The sequence below is a fragment of the Limnohabitans sp. 2KL-51 genome (assembly GCF_003063645.1).
Classification (GTDB): domain Bacteria; phylum Pseudomonadota; class Gammaproteobacteria; order Burkholderiales; family Burkholderiaceae_C; genus Limnohabitans_A.
Genome location: NZ_NESJ01000032.1, coordinates 1 through 23,781 on the forward strand (window position 1 = coordinate 1; position 23,781 = coordinate 23,781).

A 23,781-nucleotide genomic window follows, 5' to 3' on the forward strand; every position below is an offset into this window, starting at 1 on the left:
TGGTGTCTTGGCCGGTGTCGCTGGCAGCATCCATGCGGATGGTGCTGAAGCTGCTGTTGTTGCGGTCGCCGCCGCCGCTGCCGTTCGAGCCCGTAGCGTTGGCGGTGTTGCCGTTGGTGTCGCGCGCACTGGCCGAGATGGTGCCGGTGGCCACAGGGCCCGTGGGGGTGAGGCTCCAGGCGCCGGTGGCGCTCACGGTGGTGCTGCCGATGATGTTGTTGTTGACATCACGCACGGTGACCACCGCGCCGGGCTCGCCGCTGCCGGTGATGACACCAGCCGTGCCGCCTTGGCCGGGGGAGGTGATGCCGACGTAGGTGCTGGTGTCGCCGGTGTTGTTGCCGTTGTTGTTGCCCGTGCCGCAACCACAGGCCAAACGCAGTGCCACCGCGTTGTTGGCATCCGCGCCGTCCATGTTTTGGTTGCCCGTCGCGTCGCTGAAGCGGCTGCTGTCCACATAAATTGCCGCATTGGTGACGCCCGCATCGGGCACAAAGATGGCGCTGTAGCTGCTGCCCGAGCCTTGCCACTGGGTCAAGCGCCCACCGACGACGGTGACGTCGGCCATAGTGAAGTTGGTACTGGCCTCGCTGAGCGTGAAGGTGATCAGCGCGCTTTCTGTGGCCCCCAGCAGCGACTTGTTGCTGGTGATGGCGATGGTGGGGGGCGTGGTGTCCACGGTGGTGTTGCGGTCACCGCCGCTTGCGGGTGGGCAGCCGCAGGGGTCGGCCGCAGCCGAGGTGACGCCGCAGCCCATGCTGAGCGAGACCACGTTGTTGCTCTCGCCGCCGTCCTTGTTGGCCAGGCCCGTGGCGTCGGTGAATCGGTCGCTGTCAATGAAGACCGCCGCGCTGGTGGCACCAGCCGTGGGCGTGAAGGTGGCGGTGTAGGTGGTGCCCGAGCCTTGCCAATTGGACAGGCCCCCGCCGATGACGGTGACGTCGTCGCGCGTGAAGGTGGTGCTGGCCTCGCTGAGCGTGAAGGTCATGGTGGCCGTTTGGCCGGTGCTCAGGTCGTAGGTGTTGCTGGTGACGATGACGCTGGGCGGGGTGGTGTCGGCAGCGGTGGTGGTTGTGGTGGTGGTTGTGGTGGTGGTGTTGTTGGATTCAGGTGCTGGTGTCTGCGGTGTCTGGGGTACGGCCGCTTGATTGGTCACAGCCACAACGGGCGTGTTGCTGCCCACCGTGTTGTAAACCCCTTGCGCGTTGCTGAAGGTATTGGCCAAGACCTTGACCGAGGCGCTTGGCGTGGAGGGGGAAATCACAAACCCCGGCTGCGTGGCGGTCAGGGTGGCGGTGTAGCGGTCGCCACTGCCTTGGAAGTTGCTGAGCGTGCCGCCGGTGACGGTGACGTCGCCCATGGTGAAGTTGGTGCTGGCCTCGCTGAGCATAAATTCGATGGTGGTGCTTTGGCCCACCGCCAAGCTCGACTGGCTGCTGGTGATCATCACCGTGGGCGCCAGGCTTGCGCTGACGTTGGTGTTGCTGTTGCTGTTGCTGGCGTTGCTGCCCGTGTTGGCTGTATCGGTGTTGGTGGCCGGGCTGTTGTTGACGGTTGGGCTGGTGTTGGTGGCCGTGCCAATGCGCATGGACACCGTGTTGTTGGTGTCTTGCCCATCCTGGTTCATCACCCCGGAGGCATTGGAAAAGCGCTGGCTGTCCACAAAAACGGCTGCGCTGCTGGCACCTGAGGATGGTGTGAACGTGGCGCTGTAGTTGCTGCCGCTGCCTTGCCAGTTGCTCAGGGCACCACCGATCACTGTGACGTCCTCGCGCGAGAAACTGGTGCTCGCTTCGCTCAGCGAAAAACTGATCAAAGCAGTTTCGTTGAGTTGCAGTTCAGTGCGGCTGCTGGTGATGGCGATGTTGGGCATGGTGGTCGAGGTGTTGTTCGAGGAAGTGGGGGTGGCTGTGGGCGTGACTGTGCCGCTGGACGTGTTGCGGAATGCGTCGCTGGAGGCGTTGGTGTCAACAGGCGCTAGAGGCACCACAGCCCCTGTTCTCCACAGAGGATTGGTGCCACCGGTCAAGGGGGTGAAGTTGTCGAAGATCTGGTAAGAGGCGTACTCGCCCAGGTCTTGTGTCCACTGGCTTTGCAATGCGTTTTGCGCCGCGACCGTCAAGGGGTGTGCGGGGTTGCTCAAGGTCGCTTGCGCGGCATCGGGCAGGTCCAGCTCTTGGGCCAGCACGATGCGCGAACGCTCGGCACCCAGCACAGCAACGGCTTGCATCAGGTCAGGACTTTGGCCGATGTTTTCTAACAAGACTTTGACCTCGGGCGTGCCCAAAGCCACTTGCTGGGCGCGCTCGAGATAGGCCGCAACGCTCTGTGGTGAGTTGAGTGGCTCACTGCCAGGCAACTGGGACAGCAGGGCTTGGCTGCTCAATGTTTTTTGAAAAACAGCCTGCGCATCACTTTGCTTGAGCACATCCACTAGAACTTGGGCTGCGAGCAGCTCCGGACCTTTCAAAGACAAAGGTTCGTCCTTGTATTCGCCCAACTGAAGAAGATAAGAGTCCATGTCTGTGGTCAAGTTATTTGGCTAAGTTTTGCGGTCTGAAGGCCAAGCGCCATCACGCGCAGGACCCACCGTCTGTGTGAAAGTCTTGGTACCGTTCTGCAAAGGTTAAAAATTGGCACTTTGAATTTGTTTGTATATTTGGATTTGCTGTTTAGTTGCTCAAAACTTTGCAAAATCCTCAAAACACATGACAAATCAAAGAGTTGGCATTGTTTCGGTTCTTATGCAATTTGTTGATTTAAGTTGAAGATACCGATACTGCGCGCGGCAACAAACCCCCAATTGGGGTAATCCGCTGATAGATATGTAAATATTTTTTACAATGTCAATTTGATGGCTTGATAAAAACAAATTGATTGATTTATATGTTTTTATTGAAATGCTCAAAATTGCCATTAAGGTGGTCTTTTGCAGGAGCCCACCCCTGTGGGCGATGGTGTGATGTGGTGGTGCACAACCCATCGCCCACGGGGGTGGGCGCCTACGAAGACAGGGGGCCATCGCCCACAGGGTGGGCTTGCAAATTGCACCGCTACAACGCGCTGAAGTAATCGGCCGGCGAGGGTCGTTGACGGTTTGTGCGGGAAGATTGGATGTGGCCGATGTTGAGCCAGCAAATGGCGCTTTCATGGGCTGGCAAGGCAAACAGTTGGCGAATGGGTTGCGCCTGCATGGCCTTACCGCTGGTCAGGCTGGAGCCCAAACCCAAAGCCGTGCACATGAGCATCATGTTTTGCAGGGCGCAGCCGAGTGACACCAGTCGCTCGGAGGTGGGGATGTGGTCTTCGCCGTCATGTTCAGGCAGCTGGGTTCGGCATATGGCCAGCAAGAGCCAGGGCGCGCGGTGCGCCTTTTCGCGTGCCTGGTCGAGTTCTTGGGCACTGGCTTTGGCATCGCGTTCATGAAGGGCTTGTGCAAAGGCCTCTGCCAACAGATTTCTTTTCGCTGCGGTGATTTCTACAAAGCGCCAGGGCTGAATTTGTTGATGGTCTGGCGCGGCGCTGGCTGCCAAAAGGATGCGCGACTTTTGCGCCTCGTCAGGTCCAGGGCCTTGAAGTCTTTTGGGCAGTGTGGTCCGGCGCGCGTGAAGCCAATGTTCGGCAGCGTCGGCCAAGAGCCCATTTGGGGGCAGACACATGGGCTTTCACTTCTCGTCTTGCCACCAGTACCACTTGTATAAAAAACTCTGGCCCAAGCGGCGGAAGGGGGCGAGGGCCTCGGATCGGAAGAGGTGCAAAAAGTGCGGGTAGGTCAGTTCGCTGTTGTAGATTGGCAACTGAAAGACTTCCTGCCCAGCGTCTTTGCCAGCCACACGTTCGGCCAGGCGTTTGCCCGCCCAGGTGGAAAACGACACCCCATTACCGCCATAACCCAGCGCGTACCAAACACTTTGACTGGGGTCGGGTTGGGTGATGCGCGGCATCATGTCGTGGCTTACGTCGACCCAGCCCCACCAGGAGTGCTCGATGGGGATGCCCGCCAAGGTCGGAAATTTGCGTGCAATGCCGTCGGTGAGCAGTTTCAGGTGTTTGGGCTCGGGCGCTTGCGCCCCGGTCACGGCGCTGCGGCTGCCGATTTGCAGGCGGTTGTCAGGCAGCAGCCGGTAGTAAAAACGCAGGGTGCGCGTGTCGGTCAGGAAGACGCGGGTCTTCAGGCCTGCGGCTTCAATCTGGGCCTGGGTCAAGGGCTGCGTGACCATGTTGTTGGACAAGATGGGCAGCAGTTTGTTTTTGGTCAGCGGGCTCAGGGCCTGGCCGGTGTAGCCGCCGGTGCACACGGCCACGCGTTTGGCACGCACGATGCCGCCCGGGGTGCGCAGGTGGTGCACGCCGCCCACGGTTTCCCAGCCTTGCACGGGGCTGGCGGTGTGCAATTTCACACCGAGGGCGCGGGCCTTGCGGATCAGGCCAAAGGTGAATTTGAGTGGGTGCACGCCCACGCCTTCTTGCTCCCACATGGCGCCTGCGGCGTCGTGGTCGTTGAAGTGGTTTTGCCGCAATTCGTCGGCCGAGAGGATTTGGGTTTGGTAGCCAAAAATTTCGTTGCGTACCCGGGCCTGCTCTTTCAGGTAGGCGACTTTTTCGGGGCGGTGTGCCACATAAAGGTGGCCGCCATCGGTGGCGTCGCAGTCGACTTCGAAGGCCAGGTTTTTGAAGTTTTCGAAGCCCGTGCGGATTTCGGTGTCCAGCTTTTTGGCCACGTCCAGGCCCCAGCGCTCAATCCATTGCACCCGGGTCAGGCGACCGCTGGCGTTTTGGCCCTGGCCACCGCTGCGACTGGAGCAACCCCAGGCGCTCTGGTTGGCTTCGAGCACCACAGCCTGAATGCCCTGCTCTTGCGCCAGGTACAAGGCGGTCGAGATGCCGGTCGAGCCCGCACCGATGACCACCACATCCACGTCCATGTCTTGCTGCACCGGACCATCGTCAGGCGGCGGCGTGCCTGCACTGGCAACCCAATAGCTGGGCGCGTAGTCGCGGCCTGCACCGGGAGTGGCGTGCACCAGCGGGTCGTATTGGGGGTCGTACCGGGTGTCGCTGCTGGCGGAGGCGAGGGTCGTCATGAGCGGGCTTTGAGAAAGGGGCAAGGTGGTTTGACTGGCAGCGCGGCGGGTGCCGGGCGACGGGTGAAGTTATTTCGCGGCAGGCAGGTTGGGGCGGTTTTTGCGAAAAGCGCTTTTGGAGAGGATCTTTCCGTCCTTGAACGCAAAGATGTCCACGCCGTCGGTTTCCACGCGCGAGCCGTCGGTTGCAGTGCCAACATAAGTCCATTCGGAGACACCAAAGTCGCCCTGTACAAAATGCTTGCCCTTGGTCCATTGCGCATCGGGCACGGTGGCCCAAGCCCCCGGAAAGGCCTTGCGCAAGGCTTCGTGGCCCTGGTGGCGTGAGCCGCAGGCGTCTGGGCCACCCGCAGTCATGAAGACGCCATCGGGGTGCATGAAGCTCAGCAGCGCGTCCACATCGTGGCGGTTCCAGGCGTCAGAAAAGGCTTCGAGGGTGGCGATGGTGACAGGGGTTGACAAGGTGGCTCTCCAGACGGTGATCAATGGACTTTAAGAATAGCCCATCGCGGCGTGCTGCATAGAGCCAGATCGGGTAAATCCGGTGTGCCAGCAGGCTTGCTTATACTGAGTCATATGACCAGTCGTCACCGCACCAAAGATGTCCAATGGGAGAGTTTGTTTAGCTTGCAGGACAAGCCTGCCGTGCCCTTGCAGCAGCGCCTGCGGCTGGCCGCTGTCGAGGCCATTTTGGAAGGTCGTTTGCCTCCCGGTGCCACTTTGCCCTCCTCACGGGAATTGGCCAAAGCCCTGGGCCTGAGCCGCAACACTGTCACTTCGGCCTATATGCGCTTGATCGACGACGGCTTTTTGGAAGCGCATCCGCGCAGCGGTGTGTTTGTCAAGGTGCATGGTGATCCGCGTTCATCGGGTGTGGCCAAGGCCGATTGGCGCGCCAAGCCCTTGCCCGAGCCTGTTCGCTTGCCACAAAGCACGCCTGAGCGTGAGGCGCCCGCGATGGCCCCGCTGACCTCGCCGGACTGGTCTGCGCGTCTGATCCGCTCGCTGAGCGACCGTCGTACCCTGGCCAAGCCCGACCAATGGCGGCAATACCCTTACCCTTTTGTTTACGGCACCTTTGATCCGCAGTTGTTCCCGACCGAAGCGTTTCGCGAGTGTTGCGTGCACAGCCTGGCACGCGTTCATTTGCCTCAGTGGACGCCCGACTTTGAGCTGAGCGATGTGCCCGAGTTGATCGAGCAAATACGTTTACGCCTTTTGCCCAAGCGCGGGGTGTTTGCACTGCCCGAAGAAATCCTGATCACCGTGGGGGCCCAGCACGCCTATTACATGCTGGGCGAGGCCCTGTTCGATGCGCAATCCCGTGTGGGCTTGGAAGAGCCGGGGCACCCGCATGCGCGCAACAGCTTTGCCGCGCGCGAGCCTCAGTGGCAGCCCTTGGCGGTGGACGATCAGGGGCTGGTGGTCGACCACTTGCCACCGCTGGACTATGTGTATGTGACGCCCTCGCACCAGAGCCCGACAACGCGCACCTTGTCATTGGAGCGTCGCAAGCGTTTGCTGGCCCTGGCCGAGCAGCGCGACTTTGTGGTCATCGAAGACGACTATGAGGCCGAAAATCTGTATGTGGGCGAACCCGTGCCTGCGCTCAAAAGCCTGGACAAGGTCGGGCGTGTGATTTATGTGGGCTCAATTTCCAAGAGCCTGTCACCGTCTTTGCGCTTGGGCTACATCGTGGCGCCGCGTGCCCTGATTGCCGAATTGCGGGTTTTGCGCCACGCCATGGTGCGTCACCCCAGTGCATTTTTGCAGCACGCCTTTGCGCACTTTTTGTCGCTGGGGCACCACGAGACGCATGCCCGGCGCGTGAACCAGGCCTTGCAGGCACGCATGCAGGCCTTGGATGAAGCCTTGTGCCGTGAATTGCCTGATTTTAAATTTGTCTTGCCTACAGGAGGCGCTTCGGTGTGGGTGCGCGCGCCAGATTGGGTGGACACAGGTGAGCTGGCCCGCATGGCTCGAGAGCAGGGTGTCTTGATTGAAGCGGGGGAGGTGTTTTTCATGCACCCACCGTATCCCTGTCCTTATTTCCGTTTGCGCTTGTCGTCGATTGGGGTGGATCAAATCGGCCCTGGCATCCGGGCCCTGGCCTTGGCAGTCCTTGCGCTGGCTCAGGCGCGGGGCGTACCCAGAGTCCTGGTACACCTGCACTGATCTGTCACAACTTCGCTCTTGAGAAGACCTAAGGTAAGGCTTACATCTTGCCTTTCCAGGGCACCAGGCGGCGTTCGACGGCGCGCATGAGCAGGTCAAAGCCGTAGGCCACGACGCCAATCACGATGATGCCCATGACCACGATGTCGGTGCGCAGGAAGTTTGAAGCGTTGAGCACCATCTGGCCCAGCCCCACGTTGGCAGCGACCATTTCAGCGGCCACCAGAGTGCTCCAGCCAAAGCCGATCGCCACACGCATGCCGACCAAAATTTCCGGTAGTGCAGCAGGCAGAACGACGTGCCGAATCAATTGCGTATAGCTCGCACCCATGGAGTAGGCGGCGTTCATTTGTTCTTGAGAGGCGCTGCGCATGCCCGAGCGCGCGGCCATGGCCAGCGGGGCAAAACAGCTCAAAAAAATCAACAAGACTTTGGGCAACTCGTCGATGCCGAACCAGATGATGATCAGCGGCAAATAGGCCAGGGGAGGCAGGGGTCGATACAGTTCGATGGGTGGGTCGAAAATGCCGCGCCAGAACCGCGACATGCCCATGGCAATGCCCACTGGAATGGCCACCAAGCTGGCCAGCAAAAATGCACCAAACACGCGCAGCACGCTGGCCACAAGGTGCTCCCACAAGGGCTTGTCGTTGGCTGCGCCGGTGATGTATTCATAAAACTGTGTGAACACCGCCTGCGGTGAAGGCAGGAACAGGGGTTTGATCCAGCCCATGGCCGTGGTCAGCGTCCACAAGCCCAGCAGCACCAGCATGGTGACTACGCTGATGACGAGGCTTGAGCCTTCACCGGGGATTTTGAAGGCGCTGGTTTTCAAAGGCGCGGATGACTTGTTGGCCTCAGTCATGGGCGGTCTCCCGGCGGTGAATGATGGACAAAACTTCTTCCCGCATGCGGATGAATTCGGGCTCGGACTTGACCCGACGGGCATCGCCGTGGCTGAGAAACGCGCGCGAAAAAGGCAGGTCTTCAAAGGTGTGGGTGATGCGTCCGGGTCTGGGGCTCATGACGATCAATCGGGTGGCCAGAAACAGCGCTTCTTCGACCGAGTGGGTGATGAAGAAGACCATCTTGTGGGTTTGTGCCCAGGCCTTGAGCAAGATCTCTTGAACGGTCTCTCTGGTGAAGGCGTCCAGTGCACCCATGGGTTCGTCCATCAGCAGCACAGCCGGGTCGTTGGCCAAGGCGCGGGCAATGCCCACGCGTTGCTGCATGCCGCCCGACAGTTCATAGACACCACGTTCGGCGTAATCTTCAAGGCCGACCATGGCCAATTTCTCCAAGGCTAAACGGATACGTTCGTCAAAGGGTACGCCACGAAGACGCAGACCCAAGGCCACGTTGTCTTGCACGTTGAGCCAGGGCATCAAAGCGTGTTTTTGAAAGACAACACCCCGATCTGCTCCGGGCCCGACAACAGGGCGACCATCCAGGAGAATTTCGCCACTCGATGGGGGTAAAAATCCAGCCAAACAATTGAGCAAGGTGGTTTTGCCGCAGCCCGATGCACCCAGGGCCACCACAAATTCACCATCTCGCATTTGCAATTGCACGGGTGCCAGGGCCTGTAAGGTGCCGCCCTGGATGGCGTAGTTGACGGTCAGGTCTTTGACTTCAAGTAATGGCATTTAAGGCGCAGTCACAGTAAAAAAACAATCCCCCTGCAGCCTGAGCCGCAGGGGGCTGACACCGGCTTGAAGCCTTACTGCATGGCTTTCTTGACGTAGACGTCGGTCACAAAGACCGAGTAGTTTGGCTTGAGTTCCTGAATGCGCCCTTGCTCCTTGAGGAAGACGGCCGTGTTGGTCATGGCTTTGGCGGCGCCACCACCGAGCCAGGTGGCCGAAATTTGCTCTTGGGGCGTGGGAAATTTGTACAGCGCCATGGCTGCTGGCACGTCGGCAGGATTGGCCTTGGTCCACTTGGCCACAGCTTTGACTTGTGGTGAGTCAACTGTCCATTGCGCCTTTTGGGAGCGATAAGCCTCATCCGCTTTGATCAGGGCCTTGACCAGCGCGACCATGAAACCTTCGTTTTGCGCTGCCCACTTGGCATCGACCACCAGGCCGTCAAAGGTGGGGTAGCCTTTTTGACCGATGCTGGCCGAAGAGGCAATCGATTTGCCGTTGCCCTTGATCTTGCTCAGGATTGGGTCCCAGATGAAGGCTGCATCGATGTCGCCACGCTCCCAGGCCGCTGCGATTTCTGGCGGGCGCAGGTTCATCACGTTGACTTTCTTGCTGTCCACGCCTTCGAGCTTCATGCCCACCATCAATTGGTAGTGCGCCGTGGAGACAAAAGGCGTGGCCACCTTTTTGCCCACCAAGTCTTTGATGCTGTTGATGCCTGAGCCATTGCGGGCGATCAGGGCCTCGGCATCGCCGATGTCGTCCAGAATCCAGAACAGCTTGAGGTCCTGGCCTTGACTGGCCGCAGCGGTGAACGGGCTGGAGCCCGCTTCACCAATCTGCACGCCGCCCGAAGCCATGGCCTTGATCACGTCACCACCACCGCCAAACATGCGCCAGTTGATTTTGTAGCCGGTGGCTTTTTCCAGCTCGCCCGACTCCATCACGGTGCGCAAAGGCACCAGCATGTCTTGGTGGGCGAAAGTGACTTCCTTGGCCGCCTGGGCGCTGGCCAGACCGGTGAACATCATCAGCGACAAGCCCAAGGCGGGCGTGGCTGAAAGAAGGGATCGACGAGTAGTCATGCTTTGTCTCCTGATGGTTTTTTTGAACGTTGAGTCGTCTGTGCAGACACCTTGGCTGGCGTCTGCTGCGGTGAAGTTTGGGGCTGCTGACGGGCAGACACTAGAGCCAGTTGAGGGTCATGTTCAGGGCCAGTTGTTGCGTGCTGGCCTCATTCATGAGGGGGTCATGCCGAGCCGAAAAGTTCACCATTTCACTCTGAAAACACAAGCATTCAGGGCCGGGATAGTGTCGTTCGCGCCGACCGATGTCGTCGCACACCTCAGGGTTTTTCCGGGGCTGACCTGAAGCGGTGCAAGCTTGCCAGATGCAAGGCTCAGGTAGGGCCCCACACCGCATCCATCCAGGAGGGCATGGCGTGTGCCTGCAAGGGGCTGCGCAGCGCAATCGTCAGCACGCGGGCTTGCGCTGGGCTGTGGCGGGCGCGTTGCACGCTGGCGTGGCGGCCTGCGAACTGGATTTCAGACCAGCCGTGTTCGTGGGTGCGCACCCAGCCTTTGAGGCGCATCACCCAGGCGGGTGTTTGCTGCAGTTGTTCGCGCAGCCAGGCGGTGTGAAACACCTGCGCGGGACTGCGGCTGTCGCTGGTGAACAGGCTGGCATGGTCTGCTGCGTGGTGGTGGTTGTGATCGTGATCGTGATCGTGCGCGCACTGGTCGGTGCAAATGTGAGCAGGCTCGTCGACAGAGGCCGCTGCCGATGCAGGCTCCCAGTCGGTTTGCAGCAAGGCCAGGGGCAGTTGTCCGTGTTGGGAGGGCAGGCAGGTCACTGGCCCGACGGTGTCGTGTAGCCAGGTGGTGCACGAATGAATCTCGTCAGCGCTGCACTGATCGGTTTTGTTGAGCACCAGCAGGTCGGCGGCCCGCAGTTGGCGCAGCAAGCTGTCTTGCAACAAGGGGTCGGCGGCGTGCGTGCGCACGGCGGCGGCGTCTACGACCACCAGCACGCCATGCAGGCTCAGGCGTTTGTCGGCCAGCGCGATCTGGGCGATGGGCCAGGGGTCGGACACGCCACTGGCTTCGATGACGATGGCATCAAAGGGCTGAGGCTTGTCTAACACCTGCAGCAGGGCCTGGCTCAGGTCGCCGCCAATCTGGCAGCACACGCAGCCGTTGCTCAACGCGATGGTGTCGCTGTTGCTTTCACTCAGCAGTTCGGCGTCGATGTTGATGGCGCCAAAGTCATTGACCAGCACCGCGATTCGCTGGCCTTGTGCTTGTTGCAGCCAATGCACCAGCAAACTGGTTTTGCCTGCACCCAAAAAGCCGCCAATCACCGTCAGGGGAATGCGGGGCGGTGTCGGGGTGTGGTGCATGGTGGGGGTGAAAAGCGGAGAGTTGCTGTCTTTTATGAAGGCGTCAAGGCTCAGGGGAGTTGTTCCTGTAGGAGCCCACCCCGTGGGCGATGGCTTGCGCTTGCCAGTCGATGATGTGGAGGGCGTGTTCCTCGCCCATCGCCCACGGGGTGGGCTCCTACAAAACAGGGGCCTCTGGCGAAGGCCTCATGTTGGGGCTGAAGCCATGGACCTGTTGATACGGGTCTGTGGCTTGGTTTCTTGGTCGTCAACATGGCAGACCTCAGTGTGCCAGGTCAGCAGATCAGGCCACTTGCGCTGGGAAAATCTGGCCGCCCAGCACGGTGCCCCAGACCCGGGCGTCTTTGAGTTTTTCGGCGCCCAGGGTCAGCGGGTTGTCCAGCAGCACGCAAAAGTCGGCGCGTTTGCCCACTTCGATGCTGCCAATTTCGTGGTCCATCTTCAGGGTCCAGGCCGCGCCCAGGGTGATGGCGTGCAGGGCTTGCGGCACCGTGATGCGTTCTTTTTCGCCCAGCACGCGGCCTTTGGGCGTGATGCGGTTGACGGCGCACCAGGCGGTGAACAGCGGACCCAGCGGCGTGACCGGGGCGTCGGAATGGATGGCCAAGGGCACCCCGGCAGCCAGGGCGCTGGCGCAGGCATCGAGACGGTGGGCGCGGTCGGGGCCCATGGTCATTTCGTAATGCTGGTCGCCCCAGTACCACAGGTGGTTGGCAAACAAGTTGACGCACAGGCCCAGGCTGGCCATGCGGCGGAACATCGGCACATCGACCATTTGCGCGTGCTGCAGGGTGTGGCGGTGGTCGGTGCGCGGGGCACGGGCCAGCACGCGTTCCAAGGCGTCAATCGCCGCCAGGCTGGCTTCATCGCCGTTGGTGTGGGTGTGGATGTGCAGACCTGCGCGGTGGTAGATCTCGAAATCGGCCTCGTACTGGCTGGGCGCGGTGACCCAGATGCCGTTGGGTTCACCGTTGAAGTGGCCGGGCCAGCGCATGCGCGCCGAAAAGCCCTGGATGGAGCCGTCCAGCATCATCTTGACCAGGCCGTAGCGCAGCTTGTCGGTGTTGCGTTTTTTCATGGCATTGACGTGCTCGGCGCCTTGCGTGGCGCCGTGTGTGCCGTGAAATGCCTTGAAGGCGGGCAGGATGCGCACGCAGCATTCGTCTTGGGCCAGGGCCGATTCCAGCACCGCGCAATCGGCTTCGCTCAGGGTGTTGACCAGGTCGGTGGCGGTGGTCACGCCCTGCATCTTGGCCAGGCGCGCAAAGTTCATCATGCCGGTCTCGTTCATGGGCGACATGAGCCCGGCCGTCCCCACATGGCGCAGGACCAGGTGCATGGCTGCCGGTTCCTGCAATTCGCCGTTGGGGTGGCCCTTGCGGGGGCCGTCCTTGAATTTGACAACGCCTTCGACTTCGATGTCTTCGTCGATCTCTGCGATGCGAAGCATGGTGCTGTTGACGTTCATCAGGTGGCCGTTGGCGTGCGCAATCACGATGGGGCGGGTGCTGCTGGCGCGGTCCAGGTGGTCCACCGTCATGCGTTCGCCCCCAAAATAAATCGGATCGAAGCCCCAGGCCAACAAGGGTTTGTCGGCAGGTTCGCCGCTCTGCTGCATCTTGCGGTCGATTTCGATCAAGCGTTGCACCACCGTTTCCATGGAGCGCAGGCCTTTGACGGTTTGGCCCCAGGGATTCAGGCGGTCAAACCAGCCCAGGTATTCCAGGTCCCACATGCCGCCTTCCTTGAGGTGGCAGTGGCCTTCGATCAGGCCCGGCATCAGCGTGCAGTCGGCAAAGCGGGTGTCCAGCGTGTACGCGCCCCATTGGGCCAGTTCGTCCAAATCGCCTACGCCCAGGATGCGGCCATCGCGCACTGCCACATGCGTGGCCGTGCCCTGCATGGGGTTCATGGTGATGATCTCGCGGGCCACGTAAATGGTGGTGGTGCTCATGGCAGTTCTCCTGAAAAGTGAGGGGCGGGTGGCCAGCGATTTAGCTGATCGTGGGCAAGGGGTACAGGGCTTGACCGCTGTCGGACACGCGGTGACAGGCCACAAGGTGGCCGGGCAGCACTTCGCGCAAGGGCGGGGGTGAGGCGCGGCAGGCGTCTTCGGCAAAGGGGCAGCGGCTGGCAAAACGGCAGCCACTGGGCACATTGAGTGGGCTGGGTGGATCGCCTTGAAGTCGGATGCGCAGTTTGCGTTTTTGGCCACGTGCATCCATGGAGGGCGCAGCCGACCACAGGGCCAGCGTGTAGGGGTGCAGGGGGTGGGCAAACAGGTCTTCGCGGGGTGCGCGTTCGACGAATTGCCCCAGGTACATGACGGCGATGTCATCGCACATGTGGCGGATCACGCCCAGGTCGTGCGAGATGAAGAGGTAGGTCAGGCCCAGCTCTTTTTGTAGCCTTTGCATCAGGTTCAGGATTTGCGCCTGGATGGCCACATCGAGCGCCGACACGGGTTCATCACAGACCAGCAGTTCGGGCCGTCCGGCCAAGGCGCGTGCCAAGGCGATGCGCTGGCGCTGGCCACCAGAAAACTGGTGTGGAAACAGCTGCATTTGTTCGGGGCGCAGACCGGCTTGCATGAACAGCGTGCGGGCCAGGTCGTCGCGCTCGGCGGGCATGCCTACATCCATCAAATCCAGTGCATCCCGAATCGCCTGACCGGCGCGCACCCGGGGGTTGAGCGAGGCAAACGGGTCTTGGAACACCATCTGAAAGCGCTTACGCTGCAGCCGCAAGGATTCGCCTTGCAGTGTGCTGATGGGGGCGTCGCCCAGCGCCACATGGCCTGCAGTCACCGGGGCCAGGCGCATCACGGCCAGGGCGGTGGTGCTTTTGCCCGAGCCGCTTTCGCCCACGATGCCAAAGGTGCGGCCGCGTTCGATGTCAAAACTCACGCCGTCCACCGCCTTGAGCATGGTTTTGGGCTTGAGAAAACCGCCCTTGAGGGGGTAGTGCACTTGCAGGTCACGCACCTGCAACAAGGTGTCACTCATGCGCGGGCTCCTTCCGCATCGGGGTAGAGCCAGCACATCACGCGGTGGCCGCTTTGCACCCAGGTGCTGGGCGGCACTTGGGTTCGGCAGCGCGGCTGCGTGTGGCTGCAGCGGTCGGCAAAGGTGCAGCCACCTTGTCGTTCCAGCAGTGAAGGCACGGTGCCCGGAATTTCTTGCAAGGGCTGACCGTGGCTTTGCGGGTTGCGGCCCGGTGCACAGGCGATCAAGCCCTGGGTATAGGGGTGGCTGGGGCGCGACAAGATCAGATCGGTCGGCCCTTCTTCCACCATGCGGCCCGCATACATCACGGCCATCCGGTCGGTCATCTCGGCCACCGCGCCCATGTCGTGGGTGATCAACAGCACAGCAGTGCCGGTGCGCTCGCGCATCTCGCTGATGAGGTCAAAAATTTGGGCCTGCACCGTCACGTCGAGCGCCGTGGTGGGCTCATCGGCGATCAGCACATCGGGCTGGCAGGCCAGCGCCATGGCGATCATGACGCGCTGGCGCATGCCGCCCGAAAACTGGTGCGGAAACTGATGCACCCGGCCAGCGGCGTCCGGTATGCCCACGGCTTCGAGCATCTCGATGGCCCGCGCCAAAGCGGCCTGCGCATCGAGCCCTTGGTGCAGGCGCACCGATTCCATGATCTGATCGCCCACGCTGTAAGCGGGGTTCAAAGACGTCATGGGTTCCTGAAAAATCATGGAGATGCGGTTACCACGCACGCGCCGCATTTGCGCTTCGGGCAGTTGCAGCAGATCCTTTCCTTCGAACAGGATTTGGCCCGAAGTGATGCGCCCTGGGGGCTGCGGGATCAGTCGCATCAAGGCCAGTGCTGTGATGCTTTTGCCGCAGCCCGATTCGCCCACCAGACCGAGCGTTTCACCTCGGCGCAGTTGCAGGTGGATGTCTTCCAGCACATGGGCGGTGCCGCCCCGGGTCTGGAACTCGACGCCCAGGCCGCGCACTTCGAGCAAGGGCGCCGTGTGGGTCGCTGTTTCTGTCATGTCAATGGGGGAGGTCATGCGGGTGTCTTTGGGCTCAGCGCAAATGCATTTTGGGGTTGAGTGCATCGTTGAGGCCATCGCCCACCAGACTGACCGACAGCACCGTCAGGAAAATCGCAGCGCCAGGCAGCGTCACCGCCCACCAGCACTCCAGAATGTGGCGACGGTTGGAGCCGATCATCATGCCCCAGCTCATCACATTGGGGTCGGACAACCCCAGAAAGCTCAGGCCCGCTTCAAACAAGATGGCCACGCCCACCACCAAGGTGGCCGAGACGATGAGCGGTGCCATGGCGTTGGGCAGAATTTCGCGCCAGATCAGGCGCCAGTGGCCCGCGCCCATGGTGCGCGCCGCGTTGACGTATTCGAGCCCGCGCAGGCGGATGAACTCGGCCCGCGTCAAACGCGCTGTACCGGTCCAGCTGACCATGCCGATGGCGCAGATGACCACGCCCAGGCTGGGCTGAAACAGGGTGACCAGCACCATGGCAAACAGCAAGGCGGGCAGCACCTGGAAGAGTTCGGTCAGGCGCGAGAGCAAGACGTCAATCCACCCGCCGAAGTAGCCTGCCAGAGCACCCACAGAGATGCCAATCACCACCGTGATAGCGGCCGAGCTGACGCCCACCAGCAGCGTGGCGCGGCCACCGATCAGCATGCCCGCCACGATGTCGCGGCCCAGGTAGTCGCTGCCCAGCCAGTAGCGGGAGTCCACAAACGGCTCATGAAACGGTGGCGCCACAATGCCAAACGGATCGACGGCATACCAAGCGGGGCCGACCAGCATGACGAGCATGATCAGGATCAGCGAGACCAGGCCCAGCATGGCCGCCTTGTTGCCCCGGAACACACGCCAAGCTTCGCGCCAGGGCGACAAAGTGCTCACCTTTTTTTGCTGCGGTTGGTTGGGCATGTCAGGTGTCAGAGTAGGAGCAGTCATCATTTGCCACGCAAGCGGGGGTCGATCCAGCGATAGCTCAAATCGGTGAGCAGATTGGCTGTGATCACAAACAGAGACGAGAAAGTCAGCACGCCCAGCAAGGTCGGGTAGTCGCGTCCGAGGATGGCGTCCAATGCCAGCGTACCCAGACCAGGCCATGAAAAAACGGTTTCCACCAACACAGCACCTGAAACCAGGTTGCCAAACTGCAAACCCGCTATGGTGACCAAAGGCATCAGTGCATTGCGCAGGGCATGCTTGAAAACCACGACGCCTTGGTGCAGGCCCTTGGCTTTGGCAGTTCGCACATAGTCCGAGCTCAGCACCTCCAGCATGCTGGCCCGGGCCAGACGGCTGTACTGGGCCAGATAGACCAGGGTCAGGGTCAGAGCGGGCAAGACGAGGTGGTGCAGCACATCCAGAGCGGCGGCCCATCCGGTGGCGCCGTAGTTGCGAACGTCGTACATGCCAGCGATGGGCATCACGGGCCAGACTTTGCCAAACAGAATCACCAGCAAAATACCCGTCCAGAATACCGGCATGGCCAGTCCGGTGAGTGAAAAAACCGTCACCACTGCGCTGGAGAAGCTTTTGGGCTTGAGTGATGCAAACACCCCGAGCAAAGTGCCCACGACGATGGCCACGAGCAGAGCGGTCAGCACCAGCAAAATGGTGGGGCCGATGCGGTCGGCGATCAGGCTGCTGACGGGCTTGTTGTAGGTGTAGGACATGCCCAAGTCGCCGCGCACGCTTTTGCCAATGTAGGTGATGAATTGCTCGGGCAAGGGCTTGTCCAGCCCATAGGCTTTCTTGATGCTGTCGATCACGGCCTGATCGCCACCGCCCATTTCGCCGGCAATGACGCTGGCTGGATCACCGGGTGCGGCGTGAATGAGCGTGAAGTTGATGGCCAGCACCGCCACCATGAGACCAGCGGCCACAGCCAAGCGGCGCAATATCGTGAAAAAGGTATTCAATGCGCTGCTTTCGGCGAGTGGCAGGGTGCAGAGGGTTCAAACAGGACCATGCACGCTGCCCTTGTCAATGGAAGATGGCCAGGGGCCATCAGCCTTTGATGCTGGTGTCGGTGATGCCATCGACCAGACCCCAGATGCCAGCCGGGCGGTTTTGCACCTTGGCGTTGAAGGCCATGTTGAAGTTGAACTCCAGCAGGAAGGCCACTGGGCACTCGTCCACGACGATCTTTTGCATCTGCGAGTACATGGCCTTGCGCTTGGCCATGACCGACTCTTTGCCTGCGGAGGCCAGCAGTTCGTCCACCTTGGGGTTGCTGTAGTTTTGTGTGTTGGACCAGATGATGCCCGGCTTGATGTTGGAGCTCAACCAAGTGCGGTGCACACCGATCACCGGGTCACCCCAGTTCCAGACCGAATCGACCGTCATGTCGAACTGGTGTGAAGAGATGCGACGCGCCCAAGTCGGAAAGTCGGGCGAATTGCGCACATTGACCTCAATGCCGACCTTGCCCAAGGCAACCTTGGTGTATTCCTGAATCACTTTGCCCTCGGTTGCACCCGGGATGTAGTCCAGGTCCAGGGTGAGCCGTGTGCCGTTGGCACCGGGTTTGTAGCCCGCATCGTCAAGCAGCTTGGCCGCCTTTTGCAAATTCAGGTCGTACTTTTCGACCTGAGGCTCGTAGTAGGGGCTGCCCGAGGCAATCGGGCCAGTGGAGCGGCCATGCATCTTGCCCAGCAGGGTGTCGGTCAGGTACTTTTTGTCCAGCGCAAAGTTGATGGCCTGGCGCACCCGCTTGTCGCTGAGCTTGGGGCTCTTGGTGTTGAAGGCCAGCCAAATCAGCGGGCCAATGGCCGGAGCCATGCGGGTCACAGAGACGTTGGTGTTTTTCTTGGCCCGTTCAATCAGCCCGGCATCGGTCAATTCGGAATGGACGTCGATTTCACCACGTTCAAAGGCCAGCATCATGCTGGAGGAGTCCTTGAATTCGCGCACGATGATGCGGTCGAGCTTGGGTGCGCCTTTCATGAAAAACTTGTCGAAGCGTTCCATCACGATGAATTCACCCGGCTTGAATTCAACCAACTTGAAGGGGCCAGAGCCCACCGGGTTGGCGTTGCGGGGGTGGACCTTGACATCGGAGCCATCGCCAAAGATGTGCTTGGGGATGATGGGCGTGAGCGATGTGGACATGGCCAGCAGCAGCGCCGGATGGGGCTCGGACAGACGAACCACAGCGGTGTGCGGGTCCGAAATGGTGACGGCATTGACCGGGCCATACATGGTCTTGAAGGGGTGGTTGTCGCGGATGGTCTCGATAGAGAACTTCACGTCTTCCGCGGTGATGGGCTTGCCATCGTGGAAAACAGCGTCTTTGCGCAGGTACAGGGTGACACTGCGGTTGTCGGGCGACAAATCCCAGCGCTCGGCCAGATAGGGCTGTGGTTTCCAGTTGGCATCCATGCGGATGGGTGAGGCAAACAACTGGGCCGAGGGCATCATGGTGGCGATGCCGCTCTGCACGGCTGAATTCAGGTGCCGAGGTTTTTGTGTGGTACCAATCACCACGACCCCCCCCTTGGCCGCTTGAGCCAAAGCATGCAACGGAATACCCATGAGGCTGGCGGCAGAGCCTGCCGCAGCCAGTTTAAGAAAATCTCGTTTGCCAAAGCCTTGCATGCGTTACTCCTGATCGGTTGGATGATTTTTGCTTCTCGAAGCGACAAGCTTATTCAATCATAAAGATATCAAAATGCAAGTGATTCAGAGAGATCCACAGTGGTGAAAACCATAGGGCCAGCACTATGGTTTTCACCTAGAGGGCCAAGCCAAATCCGCGCACTGCGGGATGCCTCTTGAGTCCGAATTGGGACTGCATGTCGAGGCGGAAGCCACCGACTTGCAGGTTGAAGTTTTGCAAATCGGGCTAAAAAAAAGGGGAGCCACTGGCTCCCCTTGTTGTAAATACTGTGATCCGTTCACATCAACAGGTGTTCGCCCGCGTTGTCACCACCCAAGGTGACATAGTTCACCTTGCGGATGTCCATCAGCTTGGTGCCGCCGGCGTAGCTGATCGAGCTTTGCACGTCCTGCTCCATCTCAATCAGCGTGTTGGCCAGCTTGCCCTTGATCGGCTCCAGAATGCGCTTGCCTTCCACGTGTTTGTACTCGCCCTTGTTGAAGTCACTGGCCGAGCCGTAGTACTCCTTGAACAACTCGCCATCGACCTCGACGGTCTTGCCGGGCGACTCTTCGTGGCCGGCAAACAGCGAACCGATCATGACCATGCTCGCGCCAAAGCGCACGCTCTTGGCGATGTCGCCGTGGCTGCGGATGCCGCCGTCGGCAATGATGGGCTTGGTGGCCACGCGGGCGCACCACTTGAGGGCCGACAACTGCCATCCGCCGGTGCCAAAACCGGTTTTGAGCTTGGTGATGCAGACCTTGCCTGGGCCCACGCCCACTTTGGTCGCGTCAGCACCCCAGTTTTCCAGGTCAATCACGGCTTCGGGTGTGGCCACGTTGCCTGCGATCACGAAACTCTTGGGCAGTTTGGCCTTGATGTAGCCGATCATGTCGCGCACGCTGTCGGCATGGCCATGGGCGATGTCGATGGTGATGTACTCGGGCACCAGGTTCTCAGAAGCCAGTTGGTCCACCGTGGCGCGGTCAGGGGCTTTGACGCCCAACGAGATCGAGGCGTAAACACCTTTGCCATGCATATCGCGCACAAACTGGACGTTGTCCAGGTCAAAGCGGTGCATAACGTAAAAGTAATCGTTTTGCGCCATCCACAGGCAGATCTTTTCGTCGATCACCGTTTTCATGTTGGCGGGCACTACTGGCAGGCGGAACTTGCGTCCACCCAGTTCGACGCCCGCGTCGCACTCGGAACGGCTTTCCACGCGACACTTGCGTGGCAGCAACAGGATGTTGTCGTAGTCAAAAATTTCCATGAGAAAACCAAGCTCCAAAGAAGGATTCGTTGAAAGAACGATTGAGCGCTTGGCTTGGCCGGTTTGATCCGCTGAGTGGCAGGTCCATTGCAGACCTTGGGCGAAAAAAAACCGGGCGCAAGAATCTTGGGCCCGGTGTCTGATTCTACCCGCATTGTCTGACAATGCGGCCTGACAAGGCGCCAAAGTGTCATGCGCAGCGGAAAATCCATGCAAAGATCTGCAAGATGGGGGATTGAGCATGAAAGACACCTTTGACTACATCGTGGTGGGTGCCGGATCCGCGGGCTGTGTGCTGGCTGGGCGCCTGAGCGAAGACCCTCGCGTGCGTGTGCTGTTGCTGGAAGCCGGGCCCCCTGATCGGTCTTTGTGGCTGCATTTGCCGATTGGGTATGGAAAAACCATGTGGGACCCGCGTTACAACTGGTGTTTTCACACCGATCCCGACCCCTACATGAACGGGAGACGCATCTACTGGCCCCGAGGTAAAACTCTGGGCGGCTCCAGCGCCATCAATGGCCTGATCTACATTCGGGGGCAGCGCGAAGACTATGACCATTGGGCGGCACTGGGCAATGCCGGTTGGTCTTATGACGATGTGCTGCCCTACTTTATTCGCTCTGAGCGCAACCAGCGTGGCGCCAGCCCTTGGCACGGAGCCGAAGGTCCTTTGTCGGTTTCTGACATTAGCCCCCGCGATCCTTTGATTGAGCGTTTCATTGATGCCGCCGGCGAACTGGGTGTGCCCCGCAATGAGGACTTCAATGGCGCCGGCCAAGAGGGCGCTGGTTATTACCAACTCACCACCTGGAAAGGCTGGCGCTGGAGTACAGCCAAAGGCTACCTCAAGCCTGCTCGACACAGGCCCAATTTGACGGTTCTGACAGGTGCGCACGCCGCGCGCGTGTTGATGGATACCCGTGGCCCTCAAGCGCGGGCCCAGGGGGTGCGGTTCTTGCAAGACGGCGTAGAGCGCGAGGCCTTTTGCCGTGCTGAAGTGCTGCTGTCCGCGGGGGCCATTCAGTCGCCCCAGTTGCTGCAACTGTCGGGTATTGGACCTTCGCCACTGCTTCAAGGTTTGGGCATCCCCGTGGTCCAGGACTTGCCCGGCGTTGGTCAAAATTTGCAAGACCATTTGCAGGTGCGCATGATCTTTGAGTCAACCCAGCCCACCACCAACGACAGCTTGCGGTCATGGACGGGGAAGTTAGGTTTGGCGTGGCAGTGGCTGTGTCATCGCAGCGGTCCCTTGGCTGTTGGCATCAACCAGGGGGGCTGTTTCATGAAGGCCTTGCCCGATGCGCTGACGCCGGACATCCAATTTCATGTGGCCACGCTGTCTGCGGACATGGCCGGCGGCCAAGTGCACCCGTATTCAGGTTTCACGTTTTCAGTGTGTCAGCTGCGCCCGACTTCGCGGGGGCATGTTCGCATCCGGTCGACGGACCCTCTGGCAGCACCCGAAATGGTGCCTAATTATTTGTCAACCCAGGAAGACCAAAACACCCTGTTGGCCGGTGTCAAGCTGGCTCGCGCTTTGGCTCAAACGCAGGCCATGCAAGGGCTGGTCAAGCATGAAGTGCGACCAGGCCCAAAGACGCAAAACGATGCGCAATGGCTGGATTTTTGCCGTGACCAAGGCGCCACGATTTTTCATCCCAGTGGCACTTGCAAAATGGGGCAAGACCCTATGGCAGTGCTCGATGAACGGTTGCGAGTGCGTGGGGTTCTGGGCTTGCGGGTGGTGGATGCATCGGCCATGCCGACTTTGGTGTCGGGCAACACCAACGCCCCGATCGTCATGATGGCCGAAAAAGCTGTGGACATGATCCGGCAGGATGCTGCCCAGGGCTGAAGGGGCCGGAGCGTACCCTTATGCCTGGACAGGGTGATCTGGTTTTGTGGCCAGCATGAAGGACAGCGAACCCAATGCCGCCAGCAAGGCCAAGAGACTGAAGCCCAGTTGGTAATCGCCCGTCAGGTCGGCCAGCACCCCGGCGATCATGGGGCCGGCAATTTGCCCCATCGCAATGATGGCCGCTGACAGTCCCATGATCATGCCAATCGCGTTGCGCCCAAAGTAATCGGCCCGGATGGCCTGCATGAAGGGGCCGCGCAAGCCCCAAGCGATGCCATGGAAGACCCCGAACGCCAACAGCGTGGCCATGCTGGTGGCATAGGTCAGGCACAGCATACCGATGCCGTGGGCCAACATGCACAGGGCGGCCACCTTTCTTTTGTCGAACCAGTCGCCCATGGTGACCCCCATCAGCACGCCGGCCAGTTGGCCAAAGGTCATGATCAGGATCACCCAGCTGGCCGTGGCCACCGAGTAACCCAAGCCTTCTTTCATGTGGGTAATGGCATGCACATTCACGGCCGAAACCACCAGCAGGGCCAGGCCGTGGCCAATCGCCAGCATCCAGAAGGCGCGGGTGCGCAAGGCTTGTGCGACGGTGAACTCGACTTGGAGCGGGGACACGGCTTGACCTTCGCGCTCGGCTGCCGCGCGCATGGCAGGGTCGATGCCGTCCATGTGCTCGCCATGGTCTTCTGGGCGTCTTCGGATCATGCCGGCCATGGGCAGGCCCGTCAGCAAGACCAACACCCCCGAACCTGCCGCCGTGGCACGCCAGCCCCATTGCTGCATGGACAAGGCCATCAACGGCACCACCAGCCCGCCCATGGCCAGGCCCAGGCTCATGATGGACAGGGCGCGGGCGCGAAATTTCTCGAACCACTGAACCACGGCCACCGACAGGGGAAAGTAGCCACCCAAGCTGGCCCCAATGGCCATCAACACGGCGCTGACATAAAAGGTGGTCACGCTGTTGACCTGGCTCAGCAGCAACAAACCTGCGCTGAACAGCACCATGCCCAAGCGGATCATTTTTTGAGGGCCTACCCGGTCCATCACCCAGCCCAAAACCGGGCCGATGATGGCCGCCTCGACCGATTGCAGCGCGGCGGCACCGGACAAAGTGGTTTTGCTCCAACCCATCTCGTCGGACAAGACAGCGATGTACAGGCCCAGCGCTTGGGTGAGGAATGCGGCCAGCAGGAATTGGATGCCGCAAGCGGCACCCACCATGCGCCAGCCGTAAAACACCTTCACAAAGAGCCTCCTGTGTGCAAACCATGCGCTGGTCTAAGGAGGGTTCTTTGAATGGGGACGGGCCAAACTGGCGGTGTCATGGGGTGTGCGTTTACATGGAGCATGGATTGCCTACATGTTGGCACGCCAGCAGCAAGTGGCATGTCCCGCATTAGACCGACTGTGCGCTCTAACTTGTCCCTCGGCAGCAACAGAGTAGATAAGTTTCTACGCTGAAGCCAGCAAGGTCGCGGCTGAACCTGCCGACCTGCTTTTAGGGTGCCGGATCAATAGGCGCGACAGTGAGGCTGAATACTGGCCATTGCAGACAGTGAATCGAATTAGTCTTGCTTGGGCTTAGGTCTTAAGTCAGTAGTGTCCGGTTAAAAAGTGAATAAATTCAACTGGTTAGCGTCGGACGGGTTGTCGATTGTGTTGCCATCGAGCTGCAAGGCGCTTGAAACCTCGGTTTTCTCGAATACCGAGACCGACAAGAT

Annotated in this window: 18 protein-coding genes; 2 read left to right on the forward strand and 16 right to left on the reverse strand. The window is 60.4% G+C overall.

The window, feature by feature from the left end:
• The 4 genes from B9Z49_RS20735 to B9Z49_RS20750 all read right to left on the reverse strand — a co-directional run.
• A partial coding sequence (locus B9Z49_RS20735; protein ID WP_199225130.1) for an Ig-like domain-containing protein occupies window positions 1-2,521 on the reverse strand: 2,521 nt, incomplete at its 3' end.
• A gap of 532 nt (window positions 2,522-3,053) precedes the next feature.
• Window positions 3,054-3,659, reverse strand: a complete 606-nt coding sequence (locus B9Z49_RS20740; RefSeq protein WP_108355347.1) for a nitroreductase family protein — start codon at window positions 3,657-3,659, stop codon at window positions 3,054-3,056.
• Between the two features lie 6 nt (window positions 3,660-3,665).
• Window positions 3,666-5,084 (reverse strand): FAD-binding oxidoreductase, encoded by a 1,419-nt coding sequence (locus B9Z49_RS20745; protein ID WP_108355348.1) that lies wholly within the window; start codon window positions 5,082-5,084, stop codon window positions 3,666-3,668.
• Window positions 5,085-5,153: 69 nt separating this feature from the next.
• The gene (locus B9Z49_RS20750; RefSeq protein WP_108355361.1) at window positions 5,154-5,546 is read right to left on the reverse strand and encodes a nuclear transport factor 2 family protein; all 393 of its coding nucleotides are present in this window, start codon (window positions 5,544-5,546) and stop codon (window positions 5,154-5,156) included.
• A 114-nt stretch (window positions 5,547-5,660) separates the two neighbouring features.
• On the opposite strand from B9Z49_RS20750, the gene B9Z49_RS20755 reads away from it, so the two are divergent.
• Window positions 5,661-7,259: a PLP-dependent aminotransferase family protein gene (locus tag B9Z49_RS20755; RefSeq protein WP_108355349.1), complete on the forward strand. Its 1,599-nt coding sequence runs from the start codon at window positions 5,661-5,663 to the stop codon at window positions 7,257-7,259.
• A gap of 40 nt (window positions 7,260-7,299) precedes the next feature.
• On the opposite strand, the gene B9Z49_RS20760 is transcribed toward B9Z49_RS20755, so the two are convergent.
• The 11 genes from B9Z49_RS20760 to B9Z49_RS20815 all read right to left on the reverse strand — a co-directional run bounded on the left by B9Z49_RS20760 (window position 7,300) and on the right by B9Z49_RS20815 (window position 20,190).
• Window positions 7,300-8,124, reverse strand: coding sequence for an ABC transporter permease subunit (locus tag B9Z49_RS20760; RefSeq protein WP_108355350.1), 825 nt, complete (start codon window positions 8,122-8,124; stop codon window positions 7,300-7,302).
• Window positions 8,117-8,905 (reverse strand): taurine ABC transporter ATP-binding protein, encoded by a 789-nt coding sequence (locus tag B9Z49_RS20765; RefSeq protein ID WP_108355351.1) that lies wholly within the window; start codon window positions 8,903-8,905, stop codon window positions 8,117-8,119. The genes B9Z49_RS20760 and B9Z49_RS20765 overlap by 8 nt, the downstream gene beginning before the upstream one ends.
• Before the next feature lie 74 nt (window positions 8,906-8,979).
• The gene (gene tauA, locus B9Z49_RS20770) at window positions 8,980-9,936 is read right to left on the reverse strand and encodes a taurine ABC transporter substrate-binding protein (RefSeq protein ID WP_233254748.1); all 957 of its coding nucleotides are present in this window, start codon (window positions 9,934-9,936) and stop codon (window positions 8,980-8,982) included.
• 368 nt (window positions 9,937-10,304) lie between these two features.
• Window positions 10,305-11,303 carry a GTP-binding protein gene (locus B9Z49_RS20780; protein ID WP_108355354.1) on the reverse strand — a complete coding sequence of 333 codons (999 nt, stop codon included), beginning with the start codon at window positions 11,301-11,303 and terminating at the stop codon, window positions 10,305-10,307.
• Between the two features lie 283 nt (window positions 11,304-11,586).
• Window positions 11,587-13,257, reverse strand: coding sequence for an amidohydrolase (locus tag B9Z49_RS20785; protein WP_108355355.1), 1,671 nt, complete (start codon window positions 13,255-13,257; stop codon window positions 11,587-11,589).
• Between the two features lie 40 nt (window positions 13,258-13,297).
• Window positions 13,298-14,308, reverse strand: a complete 1,011-nt coding sequence (locus tag B9Z49_RS20790; protein ID WP_108355356.1) for an ABC transporter ATP-binding protein — start codon at window positions 14,306-14,308, stop codon at window positions 13,298-13,300.
• A complete protein-coding gene (locus B9Z49_RS20795; protein WP_233254747.1) occupies window positions 14,305-15,336 on the reverse strand; it encodes an ABC transporter ATP-binding protein in 1,032 nt (343 codons plus the stop codon). Before B9Z49_RS20795 ends, B9Z49_RS20790 begins: the two co-directional genes overlap by 4 nt.
• A 16-nt stretch (window positions 15,337-15,352) precedes the next feature.
• Entirely contained in the window at window positions 15,353-16,231 is an 879-nt protein-coding gene (locus B9Z49_RS20800) for an ABC transporter permease (protein WP_108355363.1), read from the reverse strand.
• Between the two features lie 26 nt (window positions 16,232-16,257).
• Entirely contained in the window at window positions 16,258-17,235 is a 978-nt protein-coding gene (locus B9Z49_RS20805; RefSeq protein WP_255418939.1) for an ABC transporter permease, read from the reverse strand.
• A gap of 88 nt (window positions 17,236-17,323) precedes the next feature.
• Window positions 17,324-18,913 carry an ABC transporter substrate-binding protein gene (locus B9Z49_RS20810; protein ID WP_108355357.1) on the reverse strand — a complete coding sequence of 530 codons (1,590 nt, stop codon included), beginning with the start codon at window positions 18,911-18,913 and terminating at the stop codon, window positions 17,324-17,326.
• Window positions 18,914-19,212: 299 nt separating this feature from the next.
• Window positions 19,213-20,190 carry a GMP reductase gene (locus B9Z49_RS20815; protein WP_108355358.1) on the reverse strand — a complete coding sequence of 326 codons (978 nt, stop codon included), beginning with the start codon at window positions 20,188-20,190 and terminating at the stop codon, window positions 19,213-19,215.
• A gap of 241 nt (window positions 20,191-20,431) precedes the next feature.
• Here B9Z49_RS20815 and B9Z49_RS20820 point away from each other — a divergent pair, with 241 nt between their 5' ends.
• Entirely contained in the window at window positions 20,432-22,045 is a 1,614-nt protein-coding gene (locus tag B9Z49_RS20820; protein ID WP_108355359.1) for a GMC family oxidoreductase, read from the forward strand.
• Window positions 22,046-22,063: 18 nt separating this feature from the next.
• Here the strand turns inward: B9Z49_RS20820 and B9Z49_RS20825 are convergent, their stop codons facing one another.
• Window positions 22,064-23,305, reverse strand: a complete 1,242-nt coding sequence (locus B9Z49_RS20825; protein ID WP_108355360.1) for an MFS transporter — start codon at window positions 23,303-23,305, stop codon at window positions 22,064-22,066.
• Window positions 23,306-23,781 lie beyond the last annotated feature (476 nt).

Bases quoted from the DNA above. Each gene is read 5' to 3' on its own strand.
- B9Z49_RS20740 (WP_108355347.1), bottom strand. From the start codon at position 3,659: ATGTGTCTGCCCCCAAATGGGCTCTTGGCCGACGCTGCCGAACATTGG.
- B9Z49_RS20745 (WP_108355348.1), bottom strand. From the start codon at position 5,084: ATGACGACCCTCGCCTCCGCCAGCAGCGACACCCGGTACGACCCCCAA.
- B9Z49_RS20755 (WP_108355349.1), top strand. From the start codon at position 5,661: ATGACCAGTCGTCACCGCACCAAAGATGTCCAATGGGAGAGTTTGTTT.
- B9Z49_RS20760 (WP_108355350.1), bottom strand. From the start codon at position 8,124: ATGACTGAGGCCAACAAGTCATCCGCGCCTTTGAAAACCAGCGCCTTC.
- B9Z49_RS20765 (WP_108355351.1), bottom strand. From the start codon at position 8,905: ATGCCATTACTTGAAGTCAAAGACCTGACCGTCAACTACGCCATCCAG.
- tauA (WP_233254748.1), bottom strand. From the start codon at position 9,936: ATGATGTTCACCGGTCTGGCCAGCGCCCAGGCGGCCAAGGAAGTCACT.
- B9Z49_RS20780 (WP_108355354.1), bottom strand. From the start codon at position 11,303: ATGCACCACACCCCGACACCGCCCCGCATTCCCCTGACGGTGATTGGC.
- B9Z49_RS20785 (WP_108355355.1), bottom strand. From the start codon at position 13,257: ATGAGCACCACCACCATTTACGTGGCCCGCGAGATCATCACCATGAAC.
- B9Z49_RS20790 (WP_108355356.1), bottom strand. From the start codon at position 14,308: ATGAGTGACACCTTGTTGCAGGTGCGTGACCTGCAAGTGCACTACCCC.
- B9Z49_RS20795 (WP_233254747.1), bottom strand. From the start codon at position 15,336: ATGACCTCCCCCATTGACATGACAGAAACAGCGACCCACACGGCGCCC.
- B9Z49_RS20800 (WP_108355363.1), bottom strand. From the start codon at position 16,231: ATGCCCAACCAACCGCAGCAAAAAAAGGTGAGCACTTTGTCGCCCTGG.
- B9Z49_RS20810 (WP_108355357.1), bottom strand. From the start codon at position 18,913: ATGCAAGGCTTTGGCAAACGAGATTTTCTTAAACTGGCTGCGGCAGGC.
- B9Z49_RS20815 (WP_108355358.1), bottom strand. From the start codon at position 20,190: ATGGAAATTTTTGACTACGACAACATCCTGTTGCTGCCACGCAAGTGT.
- B9Z49_RS20820 (WP_108355359.1), top strand. From the start codon at position 20,432: ATGAAAGACACCTTTGACTACATCGTGGTGGGTGCCGGATCCGCGGGC.